13 protein-coding genes are annotated in these 15,983 nt (G+C 62.2%); 8 read left to right on the top strand and 5 right to left on the bottom strand.

From position 1 onward, the window contains the following. Positions 1-95 precede the first annotated feature (95 nt). On the top strand, positions 96-2,810 hold the full coding sequence (locus EFR00_RS08760) for an ABC transporter ATP-binding protein (RefSeq protein WP_077989517.1): 2,715 nt from the start codon (positions 96-98) through the stop codon (positions 2,808-2,810). A 98-nt stretch (positions 2,811-2,908) separates the two neighbouring features. Continuing rightward, on the top strand, positions 2,909-3,376 hold the full coding sequence (locus EFR00_RS08755; protein ID WP_004679746.1) for a cyclic nucleotide-binding domain-containing protein: 468 nt from the start codon (positions 2,909-2,911) through the stop codon (positions 3,374-3,376). A 9-nt stretch (positions 3,377-3,385) separates the two neighbouring features. Here the strand turns inward: EFR00_RS08755 and EFR00_RS08750 are convergent, their stop codons facing one another. The 3 genes from EFR00_RS08750 to EFR00_RS08740 form a co-directional block, all read right to left on the bottom strand. After that, positions 3,386-3,676 carry a type II toxin-antitoxin system RelE/ParE family toxin gene (locus tag EFR00_RS08750; protein ID WP_077989518.1) on the bottom strand — a complete coding sequence of 97 codons (291 nt, stop codon included), beginning with the start codon at positions 3,674-3,676 and terminating at the stop codon, positions 3,386-3,388. Beyond that, entirely contained in the window at positions 3,673-4,134 is a 462-nt protein-coding gene (locus EFR00_RS08745; RefSeq protein WP_077989519.1) for a hypothetical protein, read from the bottom strand. The genes EFR00_RS08750 and EFR00_RS08745 overlap by 4 nt, the downstream gene beginning before the upstream one ends. Positions 4,135-4,379: 245 nt before the next feature. Then, positions 4,380-5,711, bottom strand: coding sequence for an MFS transporter (locus EFR00_RS08740; RefSeq protein ID WP_077989520.1), 1,332 nt, complete (start codon positions 5,709-5,711; stop codon positions 4,380-4,382). 376 nt (positions 5,712-6,087) lie between these two features. Between EFR00_RS08740 and cyoA the strand changes: the two genes are divergently transcribed. The 6 genes from cyoA to EFR00_RS08710 all read left to right on the top strand — a co-directional run bounded on the left by cyoA (position 6,088) and on the right by EFR00_RS08710 (position 12,427). Continuing rightward, positions 6,088-7,266: a ubiquinol oxidase subunit II gene (gene cyoA / locus EFR00_RS08735; protein WP_077989521.1), complete on the top strand. Its 1,179-nt coding sequence runs from the start codon at positions 6,088-6,090 to the stop codon at positions 7,264-7,266. Between the two features lie 42 nt (positions 7,267-7,308). Continuing rightward, the gene (gene cyoB / locus EFR00_RS08730; RefSeq protein ID WP_077989522.1) at positions 7,309-9,312 is read left to right on the top strand and encodes a cytochrome o ubiquinol oxidase subunit I; all 2,004 of its coding nucleotides are present in this window, start codon (positions 7,309-7,311) and stop codon (positions 9,310-9,312) included. Between the two features lie 5 nt (positions 9,313-9,317). Further along, positions 9,318-9,938: a cytochrome o ubiquinol oxidase subunit III gene (gene cyoC / locus EFR00_RS08725; RefSeq protein ID WP_040111296.1), complete on the top strand. Its 621-nt coding sequence runs from the start codon at positions 9,318-9,320 to the stop codon at positions 9,936-9,938. Beyond that, a complete protein-coding gene (gene cyoD / locus EFR00_RS08720) occupies positions 9,935-10,336 on the top strand; it encodes a cytochrome o ubiquinol oxidase subunit IV (RefSeq protein ID WP_040140845.1) in 402 nt (133 codons plus the stop codon). Before cyoC ends, cyoD begins: the two co-directional genes overlap by 4 nt. A gap of 46 nt (positions 10,337-10,382) precedes the next feature. Then, positions 10,383-11,141 (top strand): SURF1 family protein, encoded by a 759-nt coding sequence (locus EFR00_RS08715; RefSeq protein ID WP_077989523.1) that lies wholly within the window; start codon positions 10,383-10,385, stop codon positions 11,139-11,141. A gap of 110 nt (positions 11,142-11,251) precedes the next feature. After that, positions 11,252-12,427 (top strand): acyltransferase family protein, encoded by a 1,176-nt coding sequence (locus tag EFR00_RS08710; RefSeq protein ID WP_077989524.1) that lies wholly within the window; start codon positions 11,252-11,254, stop codon positions 12,425-12,427. A gap of 66 nt (positions 12,428-12,493) precedes the next feature. Here EFR00_RS08710 and EFR00_RS08705 read toward each other — a convergent pair whose 3' ends face one another. Then, positions 12,494-14,425 (bottom strand): hybrid sensor histidine kinase/response regulator, encoded by a 1,932-nt coding sequence (locus tag EFR00_RS08705; protein ID WP_077989525.1) that lies wholly within the window; start codon positions 14,423-14,425, stop codon positions 12,494-12,496. A gap of 69 nt (positions 14,426-14,494) precedes the next feature. Then, on the bottom strand, positions 14,495-15,901 hold the full coding sequence (locus EFR00_RS08700; RefSeq protein ID WP_077989526.1) for an FAD/NAD(P)-binding protein: 1,407 nt from the start codon (positions 15,899-15,901) through the stop codon (positions 14,495-14,497). Between the last annotated feature and the right edge of the window lie 82 nt (positions 15,902-15,983).

Genomic DNA, 15,983 nt, shown 5'->3' with positions numbered 1-15,983 from the left:
CGGCGGTCCGGCTGCATGGTTCGTTCTCAAGGATTTCTCCCGTTCCGGCGCCCGGATCGCGCCTTCGGAATTTCCCAGCAAGCTGACGGTTAGCCATGGAAAAAAGCCTTGCCCGCTACATCTGGAAGAACACGCGGCTGCAGCAGCTGTGGATTCTGGCTGTCGTCGCCGCCTCGATGGTGCCTTATTTTCTGTCATTCGACCTACCGAAGCAGATCGTCAACGGACCGATCCAGGGCGACGGCTTCGAAGGGCCTGGCGCAACTCAGAGATTCATGCATATCGCCTACGACATTCCGCTGATCGGCCATGTCGAATTCTTCCAGGGCGTAGAGCTCAATCGTTTCCAGATGCTGATGGCTCTCAGCCTGGTGTTCCTGGCGTTGGTGGTGCTGAACGGCCTCTTCAAATTCTATATCAACACCTATAAGGGCCGGCTCGGCGAACGCATGCTGCGGCGCATCCGCTTCGAGCTGATCGACCGGGTCCTGCGTTTCCCGCCTGCGCATTTCAAGCGGGTGAAATCGGCCGAGATCGCCACCATGATCAAGGACGAGGTGGAGCCGATGGGCGGCTTCACCGGCGACGCCTTCGTCTCGCCCGCTCTTCTCGGCGGTCAAGCGATCACCGCCCTCGCCTTCATCATCGTGCAGAATTTCTGGCTCGGCATGATCGCCGCCGGCATCGTCGGCGTTCAGGCGGTCGTCATTCCGCGCATGAGGAAACGCCTGCTGGAGCTTGGCCGCCAGCGGCAGCTGACGGCGCGCGAGCTGTCCGGCCGCGTCGGAGAAATCGTCGAGGGCATCGGCACGATCCACGGCAACGACACCTCCAACCTCGAACGCGCCGACATCGCCTCGCGGCTCGGCCGCATCTTCTCGATCCGCTACGACCTTTACCAGTGGAAATTCCTGGTGAAGTTCATCAACAACTTCCTCGCCCAGGTCACGCCTTTCCTGTTCTACGCGATCGGCGGTTATCTGGCGCTGCAGGGCCGCCTCGACATCGGTCAGCTCGTCGCCGTCATATCAGCCTACAAGGATCTGCCCGGGCCGCTGAAGGAACTGATCGACTGGGACCAGATGCGCCAGGACGTGCAGGTGAAGTACCAGCAGGTCTACGAACAGTTCAACGTCGAGCCGCTGATCGACAGCCGTATTCAGGAACTGGCCACCGCCCCCGTCGGCGCGTTGACGAGCGCCCTCGTCGTCACCAACCTGACGCTTTCCGACGACAGCGGCGCCCGCCTCGTCGACCACGTCTCGGCCGAGATCAAGCCGAACGAGACGGTGGCGATCGTCGGCCCGAACGGCAGCGGCGCGGAAGCCTTCGCCGAAGCGCTCGGCCGGATGATATGGCCCGATTCCGGCCGCATCACCATCGACGGCCGCGACCTGCTGGAGCTGCCGGAATCGATCACCGGCCGGCGCATCTCCTACGCCTCGGCCGACACCTTCTTCTTCCATGGCTCGCTCGCCAGCAATCTGCTCTACGGCCTCAAGCACGCGCCGATGACCGATCCCGTCTACGACGAGAAGGAGGCGCTCGAGTATAAGTGGCATTCGGCCGAGGCGGTGAAGGCCGGCAATCCGACGCTCGACCTCAACAGCGACTGGGTGGACTACAAGGCGGCCGGCGCCAACGGACCGGAGGATCTGTTGAAAGCGATCCGCCCGGTGCTCGACGCCGTGCTGATCTCGCAGGACATTCTCGATCTGGCGCTGCGCTCCAACGTCAACACCGACGTGCATGTGGCCGTCAGCGACCATGTCGTGGCGCTGCGTGCCTCGCTCAGGGACCGGCTGCGTGATGAGGGGCTCGACGGTATCGTCGTGCCTTTCGATTTCGATACCTACAATGCCCAGGCGACAGTCGGCGAAAACCTGCTCTTCGGCACCATGAAGCGGCCGCTGATGACCAACCGCAGGCTGGCCGCCCATCCCTATTTCCAGCAGCTCTTCCGTGAGACGGGCTTGAGCACCGATCTCTACGCCATGGGCCTCGAGATCGCCGAGAACGCCGTCGAGCTCTTCCATGACCTGCCGCCGGATCATCCTTTCTTCCAGCAGCTGACCTTCATGACGGCGGACGATATTCCGACCTACCAGGCGCTGCTGCAAAAGCTGCAGAGCCGCCGCTTCGAGGATGCCACCCCCGAGGAACGCTCGGCCATCATCCGCCTGAGCTTCGCCTATATCGAGCCGCGGCATCGCTTCGGTTTGCTGACCGACGAGCTGATGGACAAGATCGTCAGCGCCCGCAAGCAGTTCCACGCCCATATTCCGGCCGATCTCGCCGAGCTGATCGAGCGTTACGACGCCGAACGTTTCACGCCGTCGGCCAGCCTGATGGACAATGTGCTGTTCGGCCGCATCGCCTATCAGCAAGCCGACGCCTCCGACCGCATCCGTGCCATCATGGGCGAACTCTTCGATGCCCTCGACCTTTATGACGATGTGCTGTCGATCGGGCTCGAATTCGACGTCGGCTCGGGCGGCAAACGCCTGACCATGGTGCAGCGGCAGAAGCTGAACCTGGCCCGCGCACTGCTGAAGCGTTCGGACTATTTCATCTTCAACCGGCCGCTGTCGGCGCTCGATCAGCGCGTCCAGGACCAGATCACCCGCAACATCATCGAAGACCTGCACAAGGAAGGCGAGCGGCCGGCGATCGTCTGGGTGCTTTCCAATGCGCGGCTCGCCGAGATGTTCGACCGGATCCTGCTCTTCGACCGCGGCGGCCTGGCCGAGGCCGGGAACTATCCGGAACTTTCCGAGAAAAACGGTATGTTCAAGGAACTGTTATCGTAATATTCTATGGGAGCGGCGATGGTAGGCGTTCCCTAGGGAATGCCGGGAATTTAAGGCGTCTGGTTCGAAGAACCCTGCGCCAGGGGATTGAAACGCTCATGCTGTTGAGAGACGAAGTCGAAATGCTGCGACGGGTGCCGATCTTTTCGAGGATAGCGCCGGCAAAGCTCAAGCTTTTGGCCTTCACCTCCGACCGCATGACCTACAAAGCCGGTCAGGATCTCTTCCATCAGGGTGATGTCGGCGACGCCGCCTATGTCATTCTCTCCGGCAGCGCCGACATCATCGTCTCCTCGCCGGCCGGCGAGATCAAGGTCGCCGACGTCGAGCTCAATTCCATCGTCGGCGAAATCGCCATCCTCTGCGACGTCTCGCGCACGGCAACGGTGCGCGCCACCTCGCCGCTCGAAGTGCTGCGCATCAGCAAGGAGCACTTCCTGAAGCTGCTCAGCGACTTCCCCGAAATGGCCGTCGAAATCATGCGCGTGCTCGCCGACCGCCTGAACCACACCACCGCGGAACTGACTGCGGCGCGGGCGGCCAAGCAGCCGCAGATGGCGCAGTAAAAACGCTTTTCAGAGTCTCGGCGGCCATTGCTGGGCGCCATGAAGAAGGCGCAATATTTCCACCCTCTGTGCCTTTCTGTCGATGCGATAGATCAGCAGAAATGCGGTGCGCGGAATGACCAATTCCCGTGTTCCCTTGAGACGACCGCTGCGTCCTGCTTCGGGGTGATCGGCGAGCATTTTGGCCTGATGCCGGATAACATCATCCAATGCGATCGCGGCGTTTGGATTCTGGGTAAAGATGTGGCGGATCTGCCTTTCCCGGTCCACAAGAGCCTGAGCCAGCCATCTGACAATCAAGCTTTATCTCCGGAGTGCAGCTGCGCGAGCAGTTCGGCCCGAAGCTTATCCATACGCTCTTCGGCATCCTGCGCACTGATCCAGACCGCGTTCGGATCATCGGCTTCCCGGATCGCTTCTTCGACCTGTTCGCGGAACCACTTGTCGTATTCCGCCGCCTCGTGGGTACGACGCAGAGCGGCGGCCCGATCCGGCCGCGGTGCCGTCTCGGAAATGTAATCGGCCGCATCGACATCGAACTGCGAGATCCCGACATCCTTGAGATAAGACACCAGGGTATCCATGCGCTTGAACAGGCGCACCTGCCGGCTGCGCTGGGCGGCAAGCGGGCGCTCGGCCTTGCCGTAGCGGATGACGACGGACCAGCCGCCGGTCTTGCCTACGACATGGGCGGCATCGACGGCGCCGGCTTCGACAAGACGGGAAAGGGTCGAATGATCGATGGTTTCCGCGGTCATGGCATATCCTCGTTGCGGCCGACAAGGATATGCATTTAATTATAAATTGCAATGCAGTCAATAATTGGAATTGGGCAGATTCGTGCCGATGGCTGCCCCTCACCCTGTCCCCGTAAAAACGGGGAGAGGGGACGTGCCCTGCGAGAGGTTGGCGAGTGACGGAAAGGTCGCGGCATATCACCTTCTCCCCGCAAGCGGGGAGAAGGTGCCGGCAGGCGGATGAGGGGCGGGCCGCGACGCCTCGCCTATTCGCGCTGTTCCAGCGCCTTGCTGAAGGCCAGTGCGGCCAGCGTGCAGATGGCGCCGGAGAGCAGGTAGTAGCCGACGAATGTCAGGCCGAAGCGGCTGGAGAGGCTGAGCGCCACCAGCGGTGCGAAGCCGGCGCCGACCAGCCAGGCGAGGTCCGAGGTGAAGGCAGCGCCGGTATAACGATAGCCCCGGCCGAAACGCGAGGAGATCGAACCGGTCGCCTGGCCGAAGGACAGGCCGAGCACGCCGAAGCCGATGATGACGAAAGCGTCGTGGCCGTTATTGCCGGATGCGATCAGGGTCGGCCCGATAAAGCTGAAGACGGCGATGATGACGGCGCAGATGGCAAGCTGGGCGCGCCGGCCGATGCGGTCGGCGATCAGGCCCGAGGCGATGATCGCGACGACGCCGACCATGGCGCCGACCACCTGCACCACCATGAAGGTGCCGATCGGCTGATTGCCGTAAAGGCTCATCCAGCCGAGCGGGAAGATGGTGACGAGGTGGAACATGGCGAAGCTCGCAAGCGGCACGAAGGCGCCGATCAGGATGTCGCGGCCATGAACGCGCAGCACGTCGAGGATCGGTGCTGCCTCCAATTCGTGCTGTTCGAGCAGCGTGCCGAATTCCTTGGTCATGACCAGGCGCAGCCGGGCAAAGAGGGCCACGACATTGATCGCGAAGGCGACGAAGAAGGGATAACGCCAGCCCCAGGAAAGAAAGTCCTCGCTGGAAAGATTGGCGACGAAATAACCGAACAGCGTGCTTGCCAGGGCAAAGCCGATCGGCGCGCCGAGCTGCGGGATCATCGCATACCAGCCGCGGTGATTGGCCGGCGCGTTGAGCGCCAGCAGCGAGGCCAGACCGTCCCAGGCGCCGCCGAGCGCAAAGCCCTGTCCGAGACGGAAGAGCGCCAGGAGAGCAATCGACCAGACGCCGATCACCTCGTAACCCGGCAGGAAGGCGATCGAGGCGGTCGAGCCGCCGAGCAGGAAGAGCGCGATCGTCAGCTTCGTGCCGCGCCCATACATCCGGTCGATGGTCATGAAGACGACGGAGCCGACGGGACGGGCAAGGAAAGCGAGCGAGAAGATGGCGAAGGAATAGAGCGTGCCGGTCAGCCTGTCGGGCGCGAAGGGAAAGACGAGCTGCGGAAAAACCAGGACCGAGGCGAGGCCGTAGACGAAGAAATCGAAGAATTCCGACATGCGGCCAATCACCACGCCGATGGCGATGCTGCCCGGTGACACCGGCTTGTCGTCGTGAATGCGCCGCGCGTCGCGTTCCAGCGATGACGACGACGGTCCGTAATGCGATGTTGTTGCCATAAACGCCTCCTCGTTAAGGCGCTTCCGGCAAGGCGCCTTAAGCGTGATCTTGATCAAACCCGCAGGCTTATCAAGTCCGTAAGACTGAAATAGTTCATCATCACGGCTCAAATGAAGCGGGGACGGAAAAATTTGCGTGATCCGGACGGTGATTTTGCCCTGCGAATGCTGGCCTGACCGGCTGTTGCGGATATATTGGCCTGAGACATGCGCACGCCTAAAATCCTTCTAATTTCATCAGGATTTCGAAGTACTAGCGCCCAATGATTTTTGCCGCATTGCGGCATGTTTGCTGCACTGCGACCTTCCGCCTCATGTCGCGATCCGGTTCAGTGCTTTAGTCGCGGACCAAACGAAACAACAAGAGCTTAGAGACGTGCCAAAACTCATGAAGTTTTCCCGCCTTCTATCCGTCTTGCCGCTGCTTTTCCTGGCAGGATGCAACATGGTGGTCATGGCGCCCTCTGGCGACATCGCCGCGCAACAGCGCGATCTGATCGTCGTCTCGACGGTGCTGATGCTTCTGATCATCGTTCCGGTGATCTTCCTGACGCTGCTCTTCGCCTGGCGCTACCGCCGCTCCAACACGGCCGCGACCTACGACCCGGAATGGCACCATTCGACCCGGCTCGAAATCGTCATCTGGGCTGCACCCCTGGCGATCATCATTGCGCTCGGCGCCGTCACCTGGATTTCCACGCACAAGCTCGATCCCTACCGCCCGCTCGACCGCCTCGATGCGGAGCGCGCCATACCGGCCGATACCAAGCCGCTGACCGTCGAAGTCGTGGCGCTCGACTGGAAATGGCTGTTCTTCTATCCCGAACTCGGCATTGCTACCGTCAACGAGATGGCCGCCCCGGTGGACCAGCCGATCAATTTCAAGATCACCGCTTCCTCGGTAATGAACTCCTTCTACATCCCGGCGCTCGCCGGGCAGATCTACGCCATGCCCGGCATGGAGACGAAGCTGCACGCCGTCATCAACAAGGAAGGCGAGTATGAGGGCTTCTCGGCCAATTACAGCGGCGCCGGCTTCTCGCACATGCGCTTCAAATTTCATGGCCTTACCCGCGAAGGCTTCGACGCCTGGGTGGCCAAGGTCAAGCAGCAGGGCACGATGCTCAACCGCGACACCTATCTGAAGCTCGAGAAGCCGAGCGAGAAGGAGCCGGTGCGTTATTATGCCGGCGCCGACGCCGATCTTTACACCGCCATCCTCAACATGTGCGCCACGCCCGGCAAAATGTGCATGAACGAGATGATGCACATCGACATGATGGGCGGCGCCGGCAAGGAAAGTGCTGAGAACCGAGAGAAGCTGCAATACGACAACCGCCATGCCGACGAAGGCGTCGTGGCGCCGGGCGCAACCGTGCCGGCGACGGGCGTTCCGGCAAGGGCCGAGCCGCCGCGCGATTCCGGGGGCAGCAGCATGCAACACGACATGCCAGGCATGCCCGACATGCCCGGCATGCAGCATGACGGCCATTCCATGCCCGCCACGGGCAACGGCGCCGATCCGGCGCCGGCGCAGCTCAACAACAACAATTAACCTGGCGCTTTGCGTCGCAAGACATAATGAACGGGTTGTTCCATGTTTTCCAATCCTGACCTCCTGAAGTTCGTCTTCGGCCGGTTGACCCTCGATGCCATCCCCTATCACGAGCCGATCCTGGTCGTGACCTTCATCGGTGTCGTCATCGGCGGTCTCGCCGTGCTCGGCGCCATCACCTATTTCAAATTCTGGGGGCCGCTCTGGCACGACTGGATCTGCAGCGTCGATCACAAGAAGATCGGCATCATGTATGTGATCCTGGCGGTCATCATGCTGTTGCGCGGCTTCTCCGACGCGATCCTGATGCGCATCCAGCAGGCGATCGCCTTCAACGGGTCGGAAGGTTACCTCCCGCCGCACCATTACGACCAGATCTTCACCGCCCACGGCGTCATCATGATCTTCTTCGTGGCGATGCCCTTCGTCACCGGCCTGATGAACTTCGTGGTGCCGCTGCAGATCGGCGCGCGCGACGTCTCCTTCCCCTTCTTGAACAACTTCTCCTTCTGGATGACCACCGCCGGCGCGGTCATCATCATGCTGTCGCTGTTCATCGGTGAATTCGCCCAGACCGGCTGGCTCGCCTACCCGCCGCTGTCGGGGGCCGCCTACAGTCCGGGTGTCGGCGTCGACTATTATATCTGGGGCCTGCAAGTGGCCGGTGTCGGCACGACGCTCTCCGGCATCAACCTGATCGCCACCATCGTCAAGATGCGCGCGCCGGGCATGACCTTCATGAAGATGCCGGTCTTCACCTGGACGGCACTCTGCACCAACGTGCTGATCGTCGCCTCCTTCCCGATCCTGACGGCAACGCTCGTGCTGTTGTCGCTCGACCGCTACGCCGGAACGAACTTCTTCACCAACGACCTCGGCGGCAATCCGATGATGTACATCAACCTCATCTGGATCTGGGGCCATCCGGAGGTCTACATCCTGGTGCTGCCGGCCTTCGGCATCTTCTCCGAAGTCGTCGCCACCTTCTCCGGCAAACGCCTCTTCGGCTACGCCTCGATGGTCTACGCCACCTGCGTGATCATGATCCTGTCCTACATCGTCTGGCTGCACCACTTCTTCACCATGGGCTCGGGTGCATCCGTCAACTCCTTCTTCGGCATCACCACGATGATCATCTCGATCCCGACAGGGGCGAAGATCTTCAACTGGCTCTTCACCATGTATCGCGGCCGCATCCGCTACGAGGTGCCGATGCTGTGGACGGTCGGCTTCATGGTGACCTTCGTCATCGGCGGCATGACGGGCGTCATGCTTGCGGTCCCTCCTGCCGATTTCGTGCTGCACAATTCGCTCTTCCTCATCGCTCATTTCCACAACGTCATCATCGGCGGCGTGCTCTTCGGCATGTTCGCCGGCGTGAACTACTGGTTCCCGAAGGCCTTCGGCTTCAAGCTCGATCCCTTCTGGGGCAAGATGAGCTTCTGGTTCTGGCAGATCGGCTTCTGGTTCGCCTTCATGCCGCTCTATGTGCTCGGCCTGATGGGCGTCACGCGCCGCATGAGCCAGTTCGAGGACCCGTCGCTGCAGATCTGGTTCATCATCGCCGCTTTCGGCGTCGGCCTGATCGCGCTCGGCATCGCCGCCTTCCTGATCCAGATCGTCGTCAGCTTCATGAAGCGCGAGGAACTGCGCGACGACAGCGGCGATCCCTGGGACGGCCGCACGCTGGAATGGTCGACCGCTTCGCCGCCGCCGGACTACAACTTCGCCTTCACGCCCGTCGTCCACGATCATGACAGCTGGTACGACATGAAGAGGCGCGGCTACGAGCGTCCGCTCGGCGGCTTCAAGCCGATCCACATGCCGAAGAATACCGGCACCGGCGCGATCCTGTCGGCCATCAGCGTCGCACTCGCCTTCGGCCTGATCTGGTACATGTGGTGGCTGGTCGTCGTCTCCTTCGTCGCCCTGATCGTCGTGGCGATCGGCCATACGTTCAACTACAAACGCGACTTCTACATCCCCGCAGAAGACGTCATCGAAACGGAAGGCAAGCGCACCACGCTGCTTGCCGAGCAGGTGTAACGACCATGAGCGATCACACTGTCGATACGGCCGAAAAGCCCGAATTCTACCTGACGGAAGATCATCATCCGGAGAACAGCACCAATCTCGGCTTCTGGCTCTATCTGATGAGCGACTGCCTGATCTTCGCGGTGCTGTTTGCAACGCACGGCGTGCTCGGCCGCAATTATGCCGCGGGGCCGTCGCCGGCCGATCTCTTCGATCTGCCGATCGTTGCCCTCAACACGTCGATGCTGCTGCTCTCCTCGATCACCTATGGCTTCGCCATGCTGCAGATGGAGCGGAACGCCAAGGCGGAAACGCTGTTCTGGCTTGGGGTCACCGGCCTGTTCGGCGCCGCCTTCATTGGGCTCGAGCTCTACGAGTTCATCCACCTGATCCACGAGGGTGCCGGGCCGACGCGCAGCGCCTTCCTCTCCTCCTTCTTCACGCTGGTCGGAACGCACGGCCTGCACGTCACCTTCGGCATCATCTGGCTGATCACGCTGATGGTGCAGGTGTCGATGCACGGCTTGATCGAGGCCAACCGCCGCCGACTGATGTGCCTCTCGATGTTCTGGCACTTCCTCGACGTCGTCTGGATCGGCGTCTTTTCCTTCGTCTATCTCTTGGGAGTTCTCGGATGAGTTCGCAAGCACCCGCACATGAGGATGCCCACGAGGCGCATCACGGCCACAGCCACGGCCATCAGGCCGGCCACGGCACCTTCCGCAGCTATATGACGGGCTTCGCGCTCTCCGTCATCCTGACCGCCATTCCCTTCTGGCTGGTCATGGCAGGCGTCTTCGAAAGCGCGGCGGTGACGGCGGTGCTGGTGATGGCCATCGGGGCGATCCAGATCGTCGTCCATATGGTCTTCTTCCTGCACATGAACCCCCGCAGCGAGGGCGGCTGGACGATGATGGCGCTGATCTTCACCATCATCATCGTCGCCATCGCGCTCTCCGGCTCCCTCTGGGTCATGCATCATCTCAACACCAACATGATGCCGATGAGCCCCGAGATGATGAAGAACATGCCGTGACGGCATCGAAAGGGCGGCGGCACCGCCGCCCGAAGCGATTCACGCCATGAGCGAAGCTCCCCCCGAAAAAGCGGAAAAACGGCGTTCGCCTGTAAAACGCGTCGCCTTTGCCGTCTGCCTGGCGCTCATTGCGGCAGCGCTCGCAGCCCTCGGCACCTGGCAGGTGCAGCGGCTCGCCTGGAAGCGCGATCTCATCGTCCGCGTCGACCAGCGTGTGCATGCCGCAGCCGTGCCAGCCCCGGCACGGGCCGATTGGGACAAGGTCAATGCCGGCGATGACGAATATCGCCGGGTGAGCGTCGCCGGTACGCTCGCCAACGACAAAGAGACGCTGGTCTATGCCTCGACGGCGCTCGGCCCGGGTTATTGGGTAATGACGCCGCTGATGCTTGCCGACGGCACCGCCATCCTCATCAACCGCGGTTTCGTGCCGACCGACAGGCGCGACCCGGCCACGCGCCGCGAAGTCCAGCTGGCGGGACCCGTCGAAATCACCGGGCTGATGCGGATGACAGAGCCGAAGGGATCGCTGCTGCAATCCAACGATGTCGGCGCCGACCGTTGGTATTCGCGCGATGTCGCGGCAATCGCACAGAAGCGCGGCGTCGGTGCGGTCGCGCCCTATTTCATCGACGCCGACGCGACCGCCAATCCCGGCGGTCTGCCCGTCGGCGGCCTGACGGTCATCCATTTCCCCAACAACCATCTCGTCTATGCGATCACCTGGTACGCGCTGGCGGCGATGGCGCTGGCACTGCTGGTATTCATCCTCCGCGGCGAGATCGGAAGAGGCGGCCGCGAATAATACGAGTTCCGGCAAGCAGTTGCGCCGCCGTGGCTTCAGCGCGGCGGATTAATATCTTCTAAAGCGATGTCGGCTACTGCTTGCCGGAACCGAACAGAAAAAAGCTGCACATGAGCCGGCCGGATTACATCCCCAGTCTCGATGGCCTGCGCGGCATTGCCGCGCTGCTGGTCGTGCAAGCCCATATCGGCCTTATCTTTCCAAGCACGACCTTGCATCTGGTGACTGTGGGCAGCGAAGCCGTCGGCTTGTTCTTTGCCCTCAGCGGCTTCCTGATGGCCCATCTCTACGGTTCACGGCCGGTGACCCGGGAAAACGTCCTGGATTTCCTGGTGAGCCGCTTTGCCCGCATCTATCCGGTCTATCTGGTTGCCGTCCTGCTCGTGGCGATGCTGTCCGGCATGCCGAGTCTGAACTTCCTTCAGCCGATCGCCGGCGGTATGGACTTTGTGCGCCATGTGTTTCTTCTCGGCTCGAGCGGCGTTTTCTGGTCTATCCCACCCGAAATTCAGTTCTATCTGCTGTTCCCGATCCTGTGGCTCTGCCTGGCCCGGCCGCACCGCTATAGCGGCCTGATCGCAGGCTTCGCCATTGTTGTCGCCGTAGACGGCCTGCTCGAATTGCCGGGGCCCGGAATCATGCTCCTGTCCAAGCTCCCCTACTTTCTCTTCGGCGCACTTGCCGGTGGGATGCATTCTCATTTGGAAAGATGGACGCCATCCGCCCTCATGGGAATTTTCACGCTGTTGCTTCTGGCGGTGTTCTTTACCTACAGGCATGTCCTGCCGAATTTCTCGCCCGAATTTTGGGGCTTGCAAAGCGCGGCCGCCGCCGCCGCCATCGTCGCACTCGTCGCGCGACAACCGCCCATCGCAGGTCATTTCCTTGCAGCTGCACCGCTCAGGTTTTTGGGCACGATCAGCTTCTCGCTCTATCTTTTCCACGTCCCCATCATGTTCCTTGTCCATCGGAGTTTTGAAGCGCTGCTGCCTGAACCGGCGCTGATCGCAGCAGCGCTGTTCGTTGCCCTCGGCGGAGCATGGTTCCTGCATGAAACGATAGAAGTCCCGAGCCGGCGCCTGCTCGTCACCTTCTGGCAGCATCATCGGTGGCGTCTGGTCTCGCGCCAGGCTCCGGCTGAGCGGATCGAACAAGCGATCCTTGACCTGCAAGAGACCGAGAAGCGCCTCCTCGGCGGCGCAGCTTCAGCCCCGGCGGCCGACCTCCGGGAGAAAACCGGCCGCACCGTCATTCAGGATGATGGTGACGAGAAGCTTCGCGCGTAACGCCAAGGCTCGCGAATCTTCGCTGACCGAGTGCATCAGGTAACCCAGCACCGCCAGCCGCTCCGGTCATTGAGAAGCGATCCGGCTGATCGCATCGGCGAGCTGCGCCTGCGAGAAGGGTTTGCCGAGCCGGGGCAGATTGGCGGCGCCGGCGCCGTCGGGCAGATCGGCGTAACCGGTGGCAAGGATGATCGGCAGGCCGGGCCACTCGCTGCGGATTGCCTCGGCGAGCTGCGCCCCGGTCATGCGCGGCATGGCGTGATCGCAGATGACCAGATCGACCGGCTCCTTGCGCAGGATGGCGAGCGCCTCGGGACCGGCCATCGCCTCGAAAACCGTGTGGCCGAGATCCTCCAGCATCAGCGTCGTATTCATCAGGACCAGGCCGTCGTCGTCGACGGCGACGATGCGCAGCCGGCGCTGTGCATCGTCATGCCGTTGCGGCAGTTCGGCCGCCGCCTCTGTCCTCTGCTCAATGGTTACGACCGGGAACCACAATTCCGCCGTTGTACCTTCGCCGGGGCTGCTCTTCAGGATGAGGCGGCCGCCGGACTGGGTGGCAAGACCCTGCACCATCGAAAGGCCGAGCCCTGTGCCCTTGCCGACACCCTTGGTGGTGAAGAATGGCGTGACCGCCTGCTCCAGCGTCTTTGCATCCATGCCTTCGCCTTCATCGAGCACTGCGATCCTGATATAGCGGCCGGCCGACAGCCCTCCCCTGCTGGCGGCGATCGATTCTTCGGACGCGCGCAGCGTGATGCGGCCGCCGGACGGCATGGCGTCACGGGCGTTGACGACAAGGTTGAGGATCGCCATCTCCAGCTGGTTCGGATCGGTGAGGATAGTCGGCAGCCGGACGGGATAAGAGGTCTCGATCGTGGTGAGAGGCCCGAGCGAACGGCTCAGAATATCCATCATGCCACGCACCAGGCCGGAGACGTCGATCGGCTCCATATGCAGTTCCTGCCGGCGGGAAAAGGCCAGCATGCGCTGGGTCAGGGCCGCTCCCCGCTGGGCGCCCTGCATGGCATTATCAACAAGCGATGTCAGCGAGAGATCCTGCGGCATGCGTTTCTTCAGGATCTCCAGGCTGCCGAGCACGGCCATCAGCAGATTGTTGAAATCATGGGCGATGCCGCCGGTCAGCTGACCGATCGCCTCCATCTTCTGCGATTGGAAAAGCTCTTCGCGCGCCTGCTCCAGCGCCCGCTGCGTCTCCATCTTCTCGGTAATATCGCGGGTGATCTTCGCGAAACCGAGCACGTCGCCGTCATCGCCCTTGATGACATCGACGACGATGCTGGCCCAGAAGCGGGTGCCGTCCTTGCGCACGCGCCAGCCTTCCCGTTCGAACCGGCCTTCGGCGCGGGCGACACGGAGCGCGGTCTCCGGCAGACCAGCGGCGCGGTCCTCGGGCGTATAGAAGGTCGAGAAATGCCGGCCGATGATTTCCTCCGGCCGATAGCCCTTGATCCGCTCGGCGCCGAAATTCCAGCTGCTGACATTGCCTTCGGGATCGAGCATGTAGATCGCGTAGTCCGAAACGCCTTGGACAAGCCGGCGGAACTGTTCCTCACTCTGACGGATCGCGTTTTCGGCAGCCCGGCGTTCGGTCAGATCGCGGGTGATCTTGGCAAAACCGATGAGCTCGCCGGAGGGACGGCGGATCGGATCGATGACGACATGCGCCCAGAAGCGGCTGCCGTCCTTGCGCTGACGCCAGCCCTCCCCCTCGAACCGTCCCTGCTCGATCGCCGTGGCGAGCGCGCGCTCGGGAATTCCGGCTGCGCGGTCCTCTTCGACATAGAACCGGGAAAAATGCTCGCCGAGGATTTCAGAAGGCTTGTAGCCTTTGAAGCGCTGAGCGCCGGTATTCCAGCTGGTGACGATGCCTTCGGGGCTCAGCATGTAGATCGCGTAGTCGGTGATGGCATCGACCAGAAGACGAAACCGTCCCTCTTCTTGAAGAGACGTATCATGTCGATCCAACACTTCCATCTGCCCCTCTTGGTCACCAGCGCTGTTAACGCGGCGGGGCGGAGATGGTTCCAAAAAGATCACACTTTTTCAGACGGCCCTGACCTGCGGATAGAAGCGCTCGCCGATCCGTTCGGCCGCCGCATAGGCCTGTGAGACGATTTCGGGCACCAGATCGATATCGGGCAGGCTGCCGAGGCCGAGCGGGCCGACGGCAAAGAGCCCGACAACCGTCGAACCGTCCTCTAGGAAGGGCTCGCCGCGCGCAGTGACCGCCAGCCCGAGCGACAGTTCGTCCGGCATGGCGAGGCCTGAGGAAAACAGGCTCTCCATCAGCGGCGTGGAAAGATCCGGCGCCTGGCAGCGGCAATCGATGATCCGCTCGGCATGGAGGACCTCTTCGGCAGAGGATCCCGCCGGTGTGAAAAACAGGCCGCTCAGGCCCCGGCGGCCGGCCCGGCCGCGGCGCAGCACGGTACGGCCTTTGGCAAGCTCGCGCTGCAGTCGCAGGTGCATGGCCTCCGGCAAGCGGTTGCGATGGCTGTCGTAGATCGCTCGCAAATGCCGATTGAATTGATGTTTGTCGCGGGCCGGCAGAGAGCGCCAGAGCGAGCGGGCATGCTTCCTCAGGCCGTTCATCACTGATTGCCAGCTTCGCCCTTGCTCTTCCGCCTCGCGACAGGCCCGGCGGATGAAGCGCATGATGTCGGGCAGGCCCTCCGGCAGCGCTTCGGCCGGAAACACCGGATCGGCGGAATTCGGTGTATGGCTCTGCGGCAGAAACCCGTGCCGGGAAATGATCGTCACCTGGCCGGCATAGCCGGAATCGCGAAGCTGCAGCAATTGATCGACGACGCGGATGCCGCTGCCGAGCAGCACGGCATGCGGCCGCGCGACAAGGCGCTGGGCGCGGATCGGCGAAACATCCGGCTCCTCAGCATGCGGATCGCTGAGGCCGTAGCCGGTGGCGAGGATCACCGTATCGAACAGCGGATTGGCCGGATTGGCGCTTTCGAGCAGGAAGCGGTTGCCGTGGCTTCGGCGGATCGCCACGACAGGATCGTTGCAGACCTGAACGGTGATGTCCCGGCGCGCCGCCAGCGCTTCGGAAAAGCGCTGGTAGACGTAATCGCTGAAGATTTCCTTCGGCACGAAGATCTGCCGGAAACCCGGAATGGCAGCCGGCACGGCAGCGCGGAAGGCGGCGTTGCTACAGAGCCAGTCGTTGAAATCATCGCTGTCGCCGACTGCGACCGAGAGATCGCGCACGCGGGTATTGAGGATCGTCGAGGCGCGGGCAGAGGCCAGCGCCTGGCCGCCGCTGACCGACGAATTCGGATCGAACAGCTGCAGGTGGAAGGGCGTGCGCACCGTCTTCATCAGCGCGATGGCCGTCATCATGCCGGAGAAGCCGCGCCCGACGATTGCAACGCGCGGGACGACTGATATCTGCGCCGCCGCATTGGCCCTTCCGGAAAAAAGTCCCTGAACCGTCATCGCAACTCCTTTGCGGCTTCATCAGCACCCTGGGGTCGATCGAGGTTTCAACGCATGAACATCGGGTCACGCGTTGATGAGG

The sequence above is a fragment of the Rhizobium sophoriradicis genome (assembly GCF_003939025.1).
Classification (GTDB): Bacteria; Pseudomonadota; Alphaproteobacteria; order Rhizobiales; family Rhizobiaceae; genus Rhizobium; species Rhizobium sophoriradicis.
The sequence above is the reverse complement of the archived record's forward strand: the minus strand, read 5'-3'. Positions and strand labels throughout refer to the sequence as shown.

What these genes read in the sequence shown, in the direction of transcription:
- cyoB (WP_077989522.1), top strand. Translation starts at nt 7,309, where the DNA reads ATGTTTTCCAATCCTGACCTCCTGAAGTTCGTCTTCGGCCGGTTGACC.
- EFR00_RS08755 (WP_004679746.1), top strand. Translation starts at nt 2,909, where the DNA reads ATGCTGTTGAGAGACGAAGTCGAAATGCTGCGACGGGTGCCGATCTTT.
- EFR00_RS08745 (WP_077989519.1), bottom strand. Translation starts at nt 4,134, where the DNA reads ATGACCGCGGAAACCATCGATCATTCGACCCTTTCCCGTCTTGTCGAA.
- EFR00_RS08710 (WP_077989524.1), top strand. Translation starts at nt 11,252, where the DNA reads ATGAGCCGGCCGGATTACATCCCCAGTCTCGATGGCCTGCGCGGCATT.
- EFR00_RS08705 (WP_077989525.1), bottom strand. Translation starts at nt 14,425, where the DNA reads ATGGAAGTGTTGGATCGACATGATACGTCTCTTCAAGAAGAGGGACGG.
- EFR00_RS08760 (WP_077989517.1), top strand. Translation starts at nt 96, where the DNA reads ATGGAAAAAAGCCTTGCCCGCTACATCTGGAAGAACACGCGGCTGCAG.
- EFR00_RS08700 (WP_077989526.1), bottom strand. Translation starts at nt 15,901, where the DNA reads ATGACGGTTCAGGGACTTTTTTCCGGAAGGGCCAATGCGGCGGCGCAG.
- EFR00_RS08715 (WP_077989523.1), top strand. Translation starts at nt 10,383, where the DNA reads ATGAGCGAAGCTCCCCCCGAAAAAGCGGAAAAACGGCGTTCGCCTGTA.
- EFR00_RS08740 (WP_077989520.1), bottom strand. Translation starts at nt 5,711, where the DNA reads ATGGCAACAACATCGCATTACGGACCGTCGTCGTCATCGCTGGAACGC.
- cyoD (WP_040140845.1), top strand. Translation starts at nt 9,935, where the DNA reads ATGAGTTCGCAAGCACCCGCACATGAGGATGCCCACGAGGCGCATCAC.
- cyoC (WP_040111296.1), top strand. Translation starts at nt 9,318, where the DNA reads ATGAGCGATCACACTGTCGATACGGCCGAAAAGCCCGAATTCTACCTG.